Source organism: Nonomuraea gerenzanensis, from assembly GCF_020215645.1.
Taxonomy (GTDB): Bacteria; Actinomycetota; Actinomycetes; order Streptosporangiales; family Streptosporangiaceae; genus Nonomuraea; species Nonomuraea gerenzanensis.
Genome location: NZ_CP084058.1, coordinates 4,281,174 through 4,295,713, shown reverse-complemented (window position 1 = coordinate 4,295,713; position 14,540 = coordinate 4,281,174). Strand labels below are relative to the sequence as shown.

The 14,540-nt window shown below is 71.7% G+C and carries 11 protein-coding genes; 8 read left to right on the top strand and 3 right to left on the bottom strand.

Going from position 1 to position 14,540, the window contains the following annotated elements; translation table 11 throughout:
- Positions 1–3: 3 nt before the first annotated feature.
- Positions 4–1,281, bottom strand: a complete 1,278-nt coding sequence (locus LCN96_RS20425) for a sugar ABC transporter substrate-binding protein (protein ID WP_225274450.1) — start codon at positions 1,279–1,281, stop codon at positions 4–6.
- A gap of 284 nt (positions 1,282–1,565) precedes the next feature.
- Here LCN96_RS20425 and LCN96_RS20420 point away from each other — a divergent pair, with 284 nt between their 5' ends.
- The 3 genes from LCN96_RS20420 to LCN96_RS20410 all read left to right on the top strand — a co-directional run bounded on the left by LCN96_RS20420 (position 1,566) and on the right by LCN96_RS20410 (position 5,327).
- Complete coding sequence (locus LCN96_RS20420; RefSeq protein ID WP_225274449.1) at positions 1,566–3,059, top strand: glycoside hydrolase family 13 protein; 1,494 nt, start codon at positions 1,566–1,568, stop codon at positions 3,057–3,059.
- 66 nt (positions 3,060–3,125) lie between these two features.
- Positions 3,126–4,475 carry a HAMP domain-containing sensor histidine kinase gene (locus LCN96_RS20415; protein WP_225274448.1) on the top strand — a complete coding sequence of 450 codons (1,350 nt, stop codon included), beginning with the start codon at positions 3,126–3,128 and terminating at the stop codon, positions 4,473–4,475.
- 33 nt (positions 4,476–4,508) lie between these two features.
- Positions 4,509–5,327, top strand: coding sequence for an SAM-dependent methyltransferase (locus tag LCN96_RS20410; RefSeq protein ID WP_225274447.1), 819 nt, complete (start codon positions 4,509–4,511; stop codon positions 5,325–5,327).
- 76 nt (positions 5,328–5,403) lie between these two features.
- Here the strand turns inward: LCN96_RS20410 and LCN96_RS20405 are convergent, their stop codons facing one another.
- Positions 5,404–6,759 carry a cation:dicarboxylate symporter family transporter gene (locus tag LCN96_RS20405; protein ID WP_225274446.1) on the bottom strand — a complete coding sequence of 452 codons (1,356 nt, stop codon included), beginning with the start codon at positions 6,757–6,759 and terminating at the stop codon, positions 5,404–5,406.
- A gap of 93 nt (positions 6,760–6,852) precedes the next feature.
- Between LCN96_RS20405 and LCN96_RS20400 the strand changes: the two genes are divergently transcribed.
- The 5 genes from LCN96_RS20400 to LCN96_RS20380 all read left to right on the top strand — a co-directional run bounded on the left by LCN96_RS20400 (position 6,853) and on the right by LCN96_RS20380 (position 13,390).
- On the top strand, positions 6,853–8,349 hold the full coding sequence (locus LCN96_RS20400) for a sensor histidine kinase (RefSeq protein ID WP_225274445.1): 1,497 nt from the start codon (positions 6,853–6,855) through the stop codon (positions 8,347–8,349).
- Positions 8,346–9,023, top strand: a complete 678-nt coding sequence (locus tag LCN96_RS20395; protein WP_225274444.1) for a response regulator — start codon at positions 8,346–8,348, stop codon at positions 9,021–9,023. Before LCN96_RS20400 ends, LCN96_RS20395 begins: the two co-directional genes overlap by 4 nt.
- A gap of 73 nt (positions 9,024–9,096) precedes the next feature.
- The gene (locus LCN96_RS20390; protein WP_225274443.1) at positions 9,097–11,139 is read left to right on the top strand and encodes an N-acetylneuraminate synthase family protein; all 2,043 of its coding nucleotides are present in this window, start codon (positions 9,097–9,099) and stop codon (positions 11,137–11,139) included.
- A gap of 29 nt (positions 11,140–11,168) precedes the next feature.
- Positions 11,169–12,149 (top strand): glycosyltransferase family 2 protein, encoded by a 981-nt coding sequence (locus LCN96_RS20385; RefSeq protein WP_225274442.1) that lies wholly within the window; start codon positions 11,169–11,171, stop codon positions 12,147–12,149.
- A gap of 2 nt (positions 12,150–12,151) precedes the next feature.
- Positions 12,152–13,390, top strand: a complete 1,239-nt coding sequence (locus LCN96_RS20380) for an alpha-2,8-polysialyltransferase family protein (RefSeq protein WP_225274441.1) — start codon at positions 12,152–12,154, stop codon at positions 13,388–13,390.
- On the opposite strand, the gene LCN96_RS20375 is transcribed toward LCN96_RS20380, so the two are convergent.
- Positions 13,374–14,540 carry a DUF6716 putative glycosyltransferase gene (locus tag LCN96_RS20375; protein WP_225276018.1) on the bottom strand — a complete coding sequence of 389 codons (1,167 nt, stop codon included), beginning with the start codon at positions 14,538–14,540 and terminating at the stop codon, positions 13,374–13,376. The genes LCN96_RS20380 and LCN96_RS20375 overlap by 17 nt on opposite strands.

Genomic DNA, 14,540 nt, shown 5'->3' with positions numbered 1-14,540 from the left:
TCGTCAGTTCTTGAGCGAGCCGTCGATGGCCTTCTGCGCCGCCGTGGCGGCCTTGGCGGCGTCGCCGCCCTTGACCACGGCGTTCTCGGCGATGCCGAACGGCTCCCAGATGGCGGCCATCTCGGGGATGGCGGGCATCGGCATGCCGTCCTTGCCGGCGTCCAGGAACTTGACGGCGTCGGGGTCGCTCGCCTTGACCTCCTCCAGCGCGGCGGTCAGCGCCGGGGGCCGCGGGTCGGCGTCGTAGAGGGCCTTGGCGACGTCCTTGTTGGTCACGTAGTTGGCGACGAACTCCTGGGCCAGGGCCTTGTTCTTGCCCTTGGAGGCGACGAAGAAGCTCTGCACGCCGACGAACGGGGTGGCGGGCTTGCCGTCCTTGAACGCGGGGACGGCGCTGATGTCGTACTTGATGCCGCCCTTCTTCACCTCGCTGATCGCCCACGGGCCGGAGACGAGGTAGGCGCACTTGCCGCCGGCGAAGTTGACGATGTAGTTCTCGTTGGTCAGCGAGGTGCGCAGCGCGCCGTCGCCCTTCTCGCCCAGCTCCTTGAGCTTGCCGAACGCCTTGACGGAGTCCTCGGAGCCGAGCAGCACCTGCTTGGGGTCGGGGTCGCCGCTCGCGGTGGTGCCGAACAGCGCGCCGCCGCCGGAGGCGAAGATCGGGTAGACGTGGAAGGCGTCGCCCTTCTGGCCGACCGGGATGCAGAGCACCTCCTTGACCTTGCCGGCCTCCTTCAGCTCCTTGCCCTTGCCGATCATCTCCTCGATCGTGGCGGGCGCGTCGGGGGCGAGGTCGGTGTTGCGGATCAGGGCGATGTTCTCCAGCGCGTACGGGGCTCCGTAGATCTGGCCGTTGAACGTCACCGCCTGGATGGCCTTCGGGGAGAACGACGCCTTCTGCTCCTCGGTGAGCGTGACGGGGTCGATGGCGCCGTTCTGCACCAGGTTGCCGATCCAGTCGTGCGCGCCGATCACGATGTCCGGGCCGCTGCCCTGCTGGGAGGCGGTCAGGAAGGTCATCTGGTTGTCCTTGCTGATCTCCTTCACCTCGACGGTCACGCCGTTCTCGGTGCCGAACTGCTCGGCGAAGGGCTGCAGCGGCTTGACGCGCAGCGGGTCGGCCCAGATCACGAGGGCGCCACCGCCGGCGGCGGCGGAGGCCGAGGCCGGGGCGGACGTGCCCGGGGCCGCCGTCGGCGCGGCCGACGGGGAGCTACCGCACGCTGTCGCGGCGAACGCCAGGGTCGCGAGTGCTGCCACTCCCAGAGCCCGCATGCGCATGGAGGACCTCCTGAGGTCACCGAGGAAACGGCGGCGCCGCACGCGCCGCCGCCGGGGAAGAAAGCTTGAACGTTTCCGGGACGTTAGCGGCTCTTTGCAAGAATTGGAAGAACTTGCGAAAGAGCGTTACCTGATCCACATCCGGTTCACCCCGGCTGACCTCGCTGCTGAACGTTCATATGCTAGGGACGCGGTCCGCAAGTTTCCGAAACTTGCGCTTGACCGTTCGCGGGTGATCGCGACATCGTTGACCGGAACATCACCGCCCCGGGGGAAGGACAACCATGCTCGGCAACGACGACTGGTGGCGTGACGCCGTCGTTTACCAGGTGTACCCGCGCAGCTTCGCCGACGCCAACGGCGACGGCATGGGCGACCTCGAAGGCGTCCGTCAGCACCTGGGATACCTCTCCCGGCTCGGGGTGGACGCCATCTGGCTGAGCCCCTTCTACACCTCCCCCATGGCCGACGGCGGCTACGACGTGGCCGACTACCGGGACGTGGACCCGATGTTCGGCACGCTGGCCGACTTCGACGCCCTCGTCTCCGAGGCGCACGGCCTGGGCATCAGGGTCATCGTGGACCTGGTGCCGAACCACTCCTCCGACCAGCACCCCTGGTTCAAGGCCGGCCTGCGCGACCGGTACGTCTTCCGCGACCAGCCCAACGACTGGGAGTCCATCTTCGGCGGGCCCGCGTGGACGCAGGTCGAGGACGGCCAGTGGTACCTGCACCTGTTCGCCCCCGAGCAGCCTGACCTCAACTGGGACAATCCCGAGGTGCGCGCCGAATTCCGCGACGTCCTGCGCTTCTGGCTCGACCGGGGCGTGGACGGCTTCCGGGTGGACGTGGCGCACGGCATGATCAAGGCCGAGGGCCTGCCCGACGTGGGCCAGAAGGACGGCCCGCAGGCCGAGATGCTGGGCGACGAGCGGGTGCCGTACTTCGACCAGGACGGCGTGCACGACATCTACCGCGAGTGGCGGCCGATCCTCGACTCCTACCCTGGCGGGCGCATGGCCGTGGCCGAGGCGTGGGTGTCCTCGCCCGAGCGGCTGGCCCGCTATGTGGGGCCGGACGAGCTGCACCAGGCGTTCAACTTCGAGTTCATGATGGCCGACTTCCACGCCAAGTCGTTCCGTACGGTCATCGAGAAGTCGCTGCGCGAGGCCGACCTGGTGGGCGCGCCCACCACCTGGGTGCTGTCCAACCACGACAAGCCGCGCCACGTCACCCGGCACGGCAGCCTTGCCCGCGCCCGCGCGGCCACCCTGCTCATGCTGGCCCTGCCCGGCTCGGCCTACCTCTACAACGGCGAGGAGCTGGGCCTGCCCGAGGTGCTCGACCTGCCGGACGAGCTGCGCCAGGACCCGGCGTTCCTGCGCAGGGGCGAGAGCCGCGACGGCTGCCGGGTGCCGCTGCCCTGGACGTCCACCGGCGACCTCGGCTGGCGCGACCCGTGGCTGCCGATCCCGGCCGAGTGGGCGGCGCTGTCGGCCGAGGCCCAGGAGGACGACCCCGGCTCCACGCTGAACCTCTACCGGGCCGCGCTCAAGCTGCGCAAGCAGCACCCGGCGCTCGGCGGCGGCACGCTGACGTGGCTCGACGCCCCCAAGGACGTGCTGGCCATCGAGCGCGACCCGGGCCTGGTCGTGGTGCTCAACACCGGCGAGGAGCCGGTGCGCCTGGACCTGGCCGGCGAGGTGCTGCTGTCCAGCGGCCCGCTGCCTGACGACGGCACGATCCCGCCGGACACCACGGTGTGGCTCCAGCGCTGAGGGGATTGGCGAAAGCTTTCCCGTTACGCGGCAATTGTCGGAGATCACTCTCGGTAGCCTCGTGAGATGGCACCCTGGTGGGCCAGGTCCCTGCGGGGACGCGTCACCCTCATCGCGACGGCCGTAGCCGCCCTCGTGCTCATCCCCGTGGGCATCGCCGGAGTCCTGGTGACCAGGTCGGTGATCACCGCCGCCGTGTTCAGCGAGACCAGGGACACCGCCGAGCGGGTCGCCTACGAGATGCGCGGCGGCGCCCTGCCCATGGGCGCCGCCATCCCGGTGCCGCACCCGACGGTGGACCTGATCCAGGTGGTGGGGCCCGACGGGCGGATCCTGGCCACGAGCGACGCCGCCAGGAACCTGCCGCCGCTCAGCGACGTGCGCCCGACGGCCAGGAACCGGGTCGTCAGCACCACCAGCTGCCTGCCGACCGAGTGCGTGCACCTGACGGCGGTGCGGGTCAGCATGTTCACCGACTCCCCCGTCGTCTACGCGGGCCGCAGCTCCCCGGAGGTGCTGTCCAGCAGGACGCTCGAGGTCATCGTGTTCGCCGAGGTCGGCCTGCTCATCGGGGTGACGGCGTGGGCGACGTGGCTGGTCACCGGCCGGGCGCTGCGGCCGGTGGCGACCATGCGGGCCGAGCTGGACGCCGTGCACGCCGGCGACCTCAGCCACCGCGTCACGCAGCCGCCCGGCGACGACGAGGTGGCCGAGCTGGCCCGCTCGGTCAACAGCACGCTGACCCGCCTGGAACGCTCCGCCGAGCAGCAGCGCCAGTTCGCCTCCGACGCCTCCCACGAGCTGCGCACCCCGATCGCCGGGCTGCGCGCCCAGCTGGAGAGCGCCCAGCTCTACCCGGACGACACCGACATGGAGGCGCTGGTGCGCAGCGCGCTGCGCGACACCGACCGGCTGGAGGCGATCATCACCGACCTGCTGCTGCTGGCCAGGATCGGCTCCCGGGTGGACGTCGTCAAGGAGCGCGTCGACCTGGCCGACCTGGTGCGCAAGGAGCTCGCCGTCCGCAGCGACAAGCTGCCCGTGCGGGTGGAGCTGGCCGAGGGGGTCGTGGTGGAGGCCGTGCGGCTGCAGCTCGCCAGGGTCCTGACGAACCTGGTGGACAACGCCCAGCGGCACGCCGAGCACAGCGTGAAGGTCACCGTCCGCAGGCAGGAGCCGGACACGGCGGTGCTGGCGGTCGAGAACGACGGCATGGAGATCGCCGAGTGCGACCGCGAGCGCATCTTCGAGCGCTTCACCCGCCTCGACGCCGCCCGCAGCCGCGACGCGGGCGGCACGGGCCTCGGCCTGGCCATCGCGCGCGATGTGGCCATGGCGCACCGCGGCGAGATCCGCGTGGAGGACTGCCCAGGCGGCGCCCGGTTCGTTCTGCGGCTTCCGATGGCGTTCGAGTAGATTTCCGGAACCATGGTCGTGGATCATGGTTTCATGACGGAGCAGGCGCCGCAGGGCGTGAACCCCCACATCCCCAACGCGGCGCGGATGTATGACTACTTCCTCGGCGGCAAGGACAACTTCAAGGCCGACCGGGAGCTCGGTGACATGGTGCTGAGCGTGATGCCCGAGGTCCGCGACGGCACCAGGGAGAACCGCGCGCTGATCGGCCGGGTGGTGCAGTACCTCTGCCGGCAGGGCGTCACCCAGTTCCTCGACCTGGGCTCCGGCCTGCCGGCGCAGGAGAACGTGCACGAGGTGGCGCTGCGCCACGCACCCGAGGCCAGGGTGGTGTACGTGGACAACGACCCGGTGGTGGCCACGCACGGCAGGGCGCTGCTGGCCGACCCGAACCGGGTGGCGATGGTGCTGGGCGACTGCCGCAGGCCGGAGGAGATCCTGTCCGACCCCGAGGTGCGCGGCCTGATCGACTTCGACCGGCCGGTGGCCGTGCTGATGATGTTCGTCCTGCACTTCATCACCGAGCAGGACGAGCCGCAGCGGTTCATGGCCGCCTACCGCGACGCGCTCGCGCCCGGCAGCTACCTGGCGATCTCGCACGTCACCAACGACGTGGCCACGGAGCGGGCGGCGCAGGTCAGCGAGTTCTACCGCAAGGCCAACGCCGACTTCACGCCCCGGGCGGGCACCGAGATCGCGGCCTTCTTCGGCGACTTCGAGCTGATCCCGCCCGGGCTGGCCACGGGGCTGCCCGACCACCAGGTCTGGCCGTTCCACGACCCGCTCAACCCGGTCTTCGTGGACGAGGACCTGGCGCGGATGGCGTACGCGGGGATCGGCCGCAAGCCCTGACGCCGGCACCGGCGGGGAGGCGCACGCCGGAGAGCGGCGGGGAGGCCTCTGAGCCCTCCCCGCCGCCCGCTGGACGTTAGGCCGGGGACATCTCCTTGGCGGGCTCGCGAGGCTCGTCCCGCCCGTCCCGCCCGGCTGGCACGTCCGCGTCGTCGTCGTCCAGCAGCGTGGCCTCGTCGAACGGCGCCTGCCCCGCCAGCACCCGCTCCGCCCGTTCCCGGTCGAACTCCCCGGTCCAGGTGCCGACGAGCACGGTGGCCACGGCGTTGCCGGCGAAGTTGGTCAGCGCCCGCGCCTCGGACATGAAGCGGTCGATGCCCACGATGAGGCCCACCCCGTCCACCAGCTCGGGCCGGTGCGCCTGCAGGCCGCCGGCCAGCGTGGCCAGGCCCGCGCCGGTGACGCCGGCGGCGCCCTTGGAGGCGATCATCATGAACAGCAGCAGCGCGACCTGCTCCCCGAACTCCAGCGGCGAGCCGGTGGCCGTGGCGATGAACAGCGTGGCCATGGTCAGGTAGATCGCGGTGCCGTCGAGGTTGAAGGAGTAGCCGGTCGGCACGGTGATGCCGGCCACGGTCTTGCTCACGCCCAGGTGCTCCATCTTCGCGATGAGCCGCGGCAGGGCGGTCTCCGAGGAGGAGGTGGACAGGATGAGCAGGAACTCGCGGCCGAGGTAGCGCAGCAGCGACCACAGGTTGATCCGGGCCACCAGCCACAGGATCGCGCCGAGCACCACGCCGACGAACAGCACGCACGTCACGTAGAAGGCGATCATGATGATGGCCAGGCTCTTGAGCGCCTCGATGCCGGTGGCGCCCACGACGGCCGCGATCGCGCCGAACGCGCCCACCGGCGCCGCCCACATGATCATGGCGAGGATGCGGAACACGAGCCGCTGGAAGTGCTCCACGCCGCGCAGGATCGGCGCGCCCTTGGGGCCCATGGCCTGCAGCGCGAAGCCGGTGAGCAGGGCGACCAGCAGGGCCTGCAGCACCGAGCCGTCGGTGAGCGCCGAGACGACCGTCTCGGGGATGATGCCGAGCAGGAAGTCCACGGTGCTGGCGTCGGCGCCCTTGGCCGCCTCCGCCTCGGCGGCCTGCCTGGCCGTGTCGGTGAGCTGCAGCCCCGAGCCCGGGTCGATGACGTTGCCCACGATCAGGCCGATGACCAGGGCGACCGTGGACATGGCGATGAAGTAGCCGAGGGCCAGCCCGCCGACCTTGCCGACCTGGGCCGCCTGGCGTACGGAGCCGATGCCGAGCACGATCGTGCAGAAGATGATGGGGCCGATCACCATCTGGATCAGCGCCACGAAGCCGGTGCCGAGGGGTTTGAGCTCCTTGCCCACGTCCGGCCAGATGAAGCCGACCAGGATGCCGAGCAGGACCGCCACGATGACGGCCAGGTATAGATAGCGGGTGCGATCGCGCATAGGGGGGTTCTCCGGCGGTTTTCGAGGGACCTTCTCGTCGTGCGACTATGCGCCTCACGAGTGATGCAGGTCACCATTGCGTAAGTTTCGTACATGGAGGGGAATCCGATGCGCCGCTGGAGCCTGGCAGGGCAGATGCTGGTCCTGCAGCTGCTCGTCGTCGCCGTCACGGCGGCGGGCGGCGCGCTGCTGGCCCTGCTGCAGGCCCACGAGCTGCTCCAGGAGGAGGCGGGGGCCACGGCCACGGCGGTGGCGGTCAGCGTGGCGGCCTCCCCCGACGTGCTGGAGGCGCTGGACGAGCGGGACCCGACGGCGCGGCTGCAGCCGTACGCGCAGCGGGCACGGGCGGCGACGGGGGTCGATTTCATCACGATCATGAAGCCGGACGGCACCCGCTACACCCATCCGAACGAGGCCGAGATCGGCAAGCGCTTCCTCGGCCACATCGAGCCGGCGCTGCGCGGCGAGACGTTCACCGAGACCTACACCGGCACGCTGGGCGCCTCCAAGCGGGCGGTGACGCCGGTCATGGCCGGCGGCCGGGTGCGGGCGCTGGTCAGCGCGGGGATCACGATCGACAGGATCAGCGCCAGGCTGCGCGACCAGCTCGCCTGGGGCGGCCTCATCGTGGCGCTGGCGCTCGGGCTGGGCGCGGCGGGCACGTGGCTGGTGACCGCGCGGCTGCGCCGCCAGACGCACGGCCTGGGCCCGGTGGAGCTGGGCCGCATCCACGCCCACCACGACGCGGTCCTGCACGCCGTCAGGGAGGGCCTGCTGCTGGTCGGCCAGGACGGCACGCTGACGCTCTGCAACGACGCCGCCCGGCTGCTGCTCGGCCTGCCCGCCGACGCCGAGGGCCGGCACGTGCGGGAGCTGGGCCTGGAGGCGGTGCTGGCCGCCGACGAGGAGCGCATCCACCTGGTCGGCGACCGCGTGCTGGCCGTCAACAGCGCGGCCAGCAGGCTCGGCACGGTCGTCACCGTGCGCGACCACACCGAGCTGCAGGCGCTGACGGGCCAGCTCGACGCCGAGCGCGGCTTCGCCGAGTCGCTGCGCTCGGCCGCGCACGAGGCCGCCAACCGGCTGCACACGGTCATCACGCTGGTGGAGCTGGGCCGCACCGAGCAGGCGGTGGCGCTGGGCACCGCGGAGCTGCGGGCCGCGCAGGAGCTGACCGACCGGGTCGTGGGCGCGGTGCGCGAGCCGGTGCTGGCGGCGCTGCTGCTGGGCAAGAGCGCCGAGGCGGCCGAGCGCGGCGCCGAGCTGGTGATCAGCCAGGACAGCGAGCTGGACGACCTCGGCCTGGACGCCCGCGAGCTGGTCACGATCGTGGGCAACCTGATCGACAACGCGATCGACGCGGCCACCCGGGTGGAGGTGCACCTGAGCGGGGGCGCGGGGCAGGTGCTGATCAGGGTGTCCGACAACGGGCCAGGCCCGGCGGGCGAGGACGTCTTCGACAAGGGCTGGACCACCAAGGGCGACGGGCGCGGGCTGGGCCTGGCGCTGGTGGGGCAGGCGGTGCGGCGGCTGCGCGGCACGATCGAGGTCGAGGGCTCGGCGTTCACGGTGAGGCTGCCGCGGCCATGATCTCCGTGCTGGTGGTGGAGGACGAGGAGATCACCGCCGAGGCGAACCGCATCTACGTCGAGCGGGTGCCCGGCTTCCAGGTCGCCGGGGTGGCCAGGTCGGGCGCGGAGGCGCTGCGCTTCCTACGCGGGCGGCCCGTGGACCAGCAGGTGGACCTCATCCTGCTCGACCTCTACCTGCCCGACATGCACGGCCTGGACGTGTGCCGCGCGGTGCGGGCGGGCGGCCTCATGTGCGACGTGATCGCGGTCACCTCCGCTCGCGATCTGGCCATGGTCCGTTCAGCGGTGTCGCTCGGAGTCTCGCAGTACCTGCTCAAGCCGTTCACGTTCGCGACACTGGCGGAGAAGCTGACGCGTTACGCCCGGTTCAAGGAGGAGGCGGGCCTCGCGGTGGGGCAGGGCGACGTGGATCGGGTGCTCGGCACCCTGCGCGGTCCCTCGGAGCTGCCGAAAGGCATGGCCCGCGACACTCTGGACACCGTGGTGTCGAGGTTGCGTGAGCGCCCGGAGGGGATGGGCGCGCAGGCCGTGGCCGACGCGATCGGAGTGTCTCGCGTGACGGCACGCAGGTACCTGGAATACCTGGTCGAGCTGGGTGTGGCGGCCCGCATCCCGCAGTACGGCGGGGTGGGCCGGCCAGAGTTGCTCTACCGGATCCCCATGGAAAGTTAATGGTGGTGACGCTGGCCGTTCAATCCGGCCCTCTAGCTTCTGGGTGCAATCCGATGCACTGAGGAGACACACCTTGCGAGTCCTGGCCGTTGTTCCCGCCCGCGGAGGTTCGGCGGGCGTACCCCTGAAGAACCTCGCCCTGGTCGGGGGCGTCCCGTTGGTCACCCGCGCGGTGCGCGCCTGCCTGCGCGCCGAGCTGGTGGACCAGGTCGTGGTCAGCACCGACCACGACGGGATCGCCGAGACCGCCAGGCAGGCGGGCGCGACCGTGGTGCAGCGCCCGGCCGAGCTGAGCGGCGCGACCGCCTCCAGCGAGTCGGCGGTGCTGCACGCGCTCGACGCCCTGGGCGAGGACCCCGAGGTCGTCGTGCTCGTCCAGGCGACCAGTGCGTTCATCGACCCCGGCGACCTGTCGGCGGCGGTGCGCAAGGTGCTCGACGGCGAGGCCGACTCGGTCGTGTCCGGGCTGCCCACCCACGAGTTCCTCTGGACGGCCACCGGCGCCGGCGTCAACCACGACCCGGCCGTCCGGCAGCGCCGCCAGGACCGCGCGCCCGAGTTCCGCGAGAACGGCGCCTTCTACGTCATGCGCACCGCCGGCCTGCGCGAGCACGGCCACCGCTTCTTCGGCGAGATCGCCGTCCAGCCGGTGCCCACCAAGCACGCCATCGAGATCGACAACCCGGAGGACCTGGAGCTCGTGCGAGCGCTCGCCCCGTTCATCGACCAGCCCGAGCCGATCGACGTGGACGCCGTCATCACCGACTTCGACGGCGTGCACACCGACGACCGCGCCTACGTCGACTCCGACGGCCGCGAGATGGTGCTGGTCAGCCGCTCCGACGGGATGGGCGTCTCGCTGCTGAAGCGCTCCGGCGTGAAGGTGCTGATCATGTCCACCGAGCAGAACCCGGTGGTGGCCGCCCGCGCCCGCAAGCTCGGCGTGCCCGTGCTGCAGGGCCTGGCCGACAAGCGCACCGTGCTGGCCGACTGGCTGCGGATCGAGGGCCTGGACCCGGCCCGCGTCGCCTACGTCGGCAACGACGTCAACGACCTGGGCCCGATGGGCGAGGTCGGCTGGCCCGTCGCCACCCCCGACGCCCACCCGCGGGTGCGCGCCGCCGCCCGGGTGGTGCTGTCCAGCGCCGGCGGGTCCGGCGCGGTGCGCGAGCTGTGCGACCGGGTGGTGGCCGCCCGGCCGGCGCCGGAGCCCGCCCCTGTCGCGGTGCGCACCCGGCCGCACTTCGCCCCGGTGGCGATCGGGGACGTGCTGGTCGGCGACGGCGAGCCGGTGTACGTCATCGGCGAGATCGGCATCAACCACAACGGCGACATCGACCTGGCCAGGCAGCTCATCGACGTGGCCGCCGAGGCCGGCTGCCAGGCGGTCAAGTTCCAGAAGCGCACCCCCGCGATCTGCGTGCCCGAGGAGCAGAAGGGGCAGATCCGGCAGACGCCGTGGGGCGAGATGACGTACCTGGAGTACAAGGAGCGCACCGAGTTCGGCCGCGACGAGTACACCCAGATCGCCAAGTACTGCGACGAGCGCGGGCTGCACTGGTTCGCCTCGCCGTGGGACGTGCCGTCGGTGGAGTTCCTGGAGGACATGAACGTCCTGGTGCACAAGGTGGCCTCGGCCAGCGTGGCCGACCACGAGCTGCTGCGCGCGCTGGCCGCGACCGGCAAGCCGATCATCCTGTCCACCGGCATGTCCACGCTGTCGGAGATCGACGCCGCCGTGGAGATCCTCGGCACCGACAAGCTGATCATGATGCACGCCACGTCCACGTACCCGCTGCCGCCCGAGGAGGCGAACCTGCGGACGATCACCACGCTCAAGGAGCGCTACGGCGTCCCGGTCGGCTACTCCGGCCACGAGCGCGGCCTGCAGATCTCGCTGGCCGCGGTCACGCTCGGCGCGGTGACCGTGGAGCGGCACATCACCCTCGACCGCACCATGTGGGGCTCCGACCACGCCGCCTCGCTGGAGCCGTCGGGCCTGGAGCACCTCGTGCGCGACATCCGCATCATCGAGCAGGCCATGGGCGACGGCGTCAAGCGGGTCTTCCCCGGTGAGGAGGCGCCGAAGGCCCGCCTTCGGCGCGTGACCGTCTGACCGGAACCCATCAGGAAGAAACGACAACATTGATCACGCTCTCGGTCGTCGTGCCCATCAGGGACGGCGAGCGCTTCATCGCCGACGCGCTCACCTCGCTGTCCCGCAACGCGCGCGGCGACTTCGAGTTCATCATCGTGAACGACGGGTCCGTGGACGCCACGGGCGACATCATCGACGACTTCATCGGTGAGCTGCCCGGGCTGGTCGTGATCCGCAACCCCGCTCCGGTGGGGCTGGCGGACGCGCGCAACACGGGCCTGTCGGCCGCGACCGGCCGGTACGTCACGTTCATGGACGGCGACGACTGGCTGGCGCCCGGCTACCTGGCACGGCTCGTCGAGGCGATCGACGGCCTCGGCTGCGATTTCGTGCGCGTCGACCACGTGCAGGTGGAAGGGCGCAAACGGGTCGTGCACCGGGCCCCGCTGGCGCGACGGGGCTCGGTGCTCGCCCCCCGCGAGGCCATCCTGCCGGCCAACGTGCGCACGATGGTGGACTACCCCTACGCCTGGGCCGGCGTCTACAAGCGCTCGCTGGGCGACCTGCTGCACTTCCCCGGCTCCCTGCACACCGCCGAGGACCGGCCGTGGATCTGGCGGCTGCACAGGGAGGCCGCCACGTTCGCGGTGGCGTCGCTGGCCGGGGTGTTCTACCGGCGCATGGTGTCGGGGTCGCTGACGCAGGTGGGCGACGAGCGCCAGCTGCACTTCTTCGACGCGTTCGAGCTGGTCTTCAAGGACCTGGAGCCGGAGTTCCTGCCCAAGGCCGCGCGGAACTTCTGCGCGCTGCTCGCCCACCACCTGGAGATCGGCGACCGGCTCACGCCGGCGCTGCGCTCCCGTTTCGAGGCGCGCGGCGCGCAGATGGTGCGGGCGCTGCCGCCGGAGCTGGTGGCCGAGTCGGTGTCGCGGATGTCCGTCGAACGCGAGGCCATCCTGCGGGCCCTGGTGCCCGATCTGCCCCCCAGCCCGCACGTCCGGGTCCGCCGCGACCGGGAGGAGTCCTAAAGGTGAAGGTCTTCTACGCCTCGACGTTGTTCGGGGCGATGTCGCTGGCGGCCGCCATCGACGAGGGCCGCTTCGGCGCCGGCCGTCGCGTCCTGATCGTCTCGAACAACGCGGCCATCCCCGAGGTGTCGGCGCCGCTGGACAGGACGCCCGGCTTCGCCGCGCTGCGCTCCCGCTTCGACGAGGTGCACTCGTGGAACGAGCTGATCGCGCCGCTGCACCCGTCCGACTGGCGGGCCCGCGTCATCGAGGTGCCCATGATGGAGCGGCTCATCCGCTCCCACTGGGGCCTGGACGGGGTCGAGGAGCTGGTGCTGGAGTCGATCGCGGTGCCGCCCGCGCGGACGATCGCGGGCCTGGTGCGCGACTGCCCCATCACGGTCTACTCCGACGGGCTGATGAGCTACGGCCCGACCCGCGACCCGCTGCCCGCGGAGATCTTCCGCCGCATCGGCCGGCTGCTCCACCTCGACCTGGTGCCGGGGCTGAAGCCGCTCCTGCTCAGCGAGTACGGCGTCGCCCCCGAGATCCTGCCCGACGAGCGGTTCCTGTCGATCGTGCACGACGTCACCGCCACCGCGCCCGACATGATGGCCGGGCAGGCGATCATCCTCGGCCAGTACCTGTCGGCGCTGGAGCTGCTCACGCCGGAGGAGGAGGCCGGGCTGCACGAGACCATGCTGAAGGCCCTGGTCGCCCGCGGCCTGACCGACGTCGTGTTCAAGCCGCACCCGGCCGCCGGGCGCCGGCACGCCCAGCTGCTGCGCGCCGCCGCCGGGCCGTTAGGGGTGCGGCTGTCGGTGGCGGGCGAGAGCGTGCCCGCCGAGGTGTGCTTCGCGGCGCTGCGGCCCGAGCTGGTGGTGGGCTGCTTCTCCACGGGGCTGGTGACCGCGCAGCGCTACTTCGGGCTGCAGGTGGCCTCCTACGGCACGGACCTGGTGCTGGAGCGGCTGACCCCGTACGAGAACAGCAACCGCATCCCGGCCACCATCGTGGACGCGATGCTGCCCAGGCTGTCGCCCGAGGGGCAGATCGAGCGCCCGCCGGTCACCGACCTGCAGGCGCTGGTGCGGGCCGTCGGCTACTGCATGCAGGCCGAGACCTACCCGGACCTGCGGCCGGACGGCATCGACTTCGACCGGCGCTACTTCAAGCGCAAGCGCCTGGAGACGCTGGGCTTCGTCACCGACAAGCCCAGCGCGCTCTCCAGGATCCGCAGGAAGATCAGGTCAGCGATCTGAGGTAGCGGCGCATGCGGCGCTTGGCCCGGTACCCCACCCGCAACATCTTGGGCGGCACCTCCACCCGGAGCCGGGCCCGGCGCCGCCCCGCCGCGTGCTCCGGCCCGTCGAGCAGCGACGTGGCGGGCACCCGCGGCCGGGAGACCACCAGCCCGGCCAGCAGCCCCGCCCAGTCGTTCTCCTCGGCGGGCTGGAAGTAGTTGGCCGCGCACCAGGCCGGCGAGGCGGTACGGAACTCGCCCGCGGCCAGCTCGTCCATAGTGCCCAGCAGGTCGCTGCCCTCGAACACCAGGTTGATCATCTCGGCGCTCACGCCGAAGTCGCTCAGCACCAGCGACGGCACGCCCATCGCGATGGCCTCCAGCGCCGCCGTCGAGCTGACCGTCACGAACCCGGCCGCCTGCTGGAGCTGCTCCTGCATCGAGCCGGCCGCGAACAGCAGCCGCCCCGGCTCGCCCAGCTCCCGCCACAGCCGCTGGTAGTGGAAGCGCTCGTTGTGCGTCTGCCGCTCGTCCTCCAGGGCGCGCAGCTTGACCACCACGTCGAGGTCGGGCCGCCGCCCTGCCAGCTCGGCCAGCGACAGCAGGATCCGCTCGCGCTGCTCGCGCTCCCTGGGCACCTTGGCCTGGGTGGCGAACACGACCCGGTTGCCGCCCGCGGCGGTCGGCTCGGGCCGCAGGAACGGCAGCCGGGCCAGGCCCACCGCCCCTCCCCCGCCGAGCCTGGCGGCGATCAGGGAGAACTCGGCCACCTCGCGCTCGCTGTGCACCACGAACAGGTCGCAGCCGCTGCGGAAGATCCACGCCTTCTCCGTGGCAGGCACCGAGATGCCGGGCAGCCCGCTGACGAAGACCGGCCGCGGGCGCAGCCCGTCGAGCACCTCGGCCACCAGCACGTCCACCACGGGGCCCGTGCAGGCCACGAGGATCACGTCGGGCTGCGTCCGCTCGGCCAGCCGCCGCACGGACCGCGCCGACAGCACCGGCGGCGGGTCTGCCGCCCTGCCGTTCACCGCCGCCGCGATCTGCTCCGGGGACGGGGCGATCGGCGTGCGCACCACGACCAGCTCCGTGACGCAGCCCGGAGGCAGGTCACCGAGCAGGCAGGCCGCCCATTTCAGATACGAGTCGGAGTCGGCGACCGCCAACAC

Coding starts and splice junctions, on each gene's coding strand:
- LCN96_RS20425 (WP_225274450.1), bottom strand. CDS start 1,281: ATGCGCATGCGGGCTCTGGGAGTGGCAGCACTCGCGACCCTGGCGTTC.
- LCN96_RS20415 (WP_225274448.1), top strand. CDS start 3,126: ATGGCACCCTGGTGGGCCAGGTCCCTGCGGGGACGCGTCACCCTCATC.
- LCN96_RS20420 (WP_225274449.1), top strand. CDS start 1,566: ATGCTCGGCAACGACGACTGGTGGCGTGACGCCGTCGTTTACCAGGTG.
- LCN96_RS20405 (WP_225274446.1), bottom strand. CDS start 6,759: ATGCGCGATCGCACCCGCTATCTATACCTGGCCGTCATCGTGGCGGTC.
- LCN96_RS20400 (WP_225274445.1), top strand. CDS start 6,853: ATGGAGGGGAATCCGATGCGCCGCTGGAGCCTGGCAGGGCAGATGCTG.
- LCN96_RS20395 (WP_225274444.1), top strand. CDS start 8,346: ATGATCTCCGTGCTGGTGGTGGAGGACGAGGAGATCACCGCCGAGGCG.
- LCN96_RS20410 (WP_225274447.1), top strand. CDS start 4,509: ATGACGGAGCAGGCGCCGCAGGGCGTGAACCCCCACATCCCCAACGCG.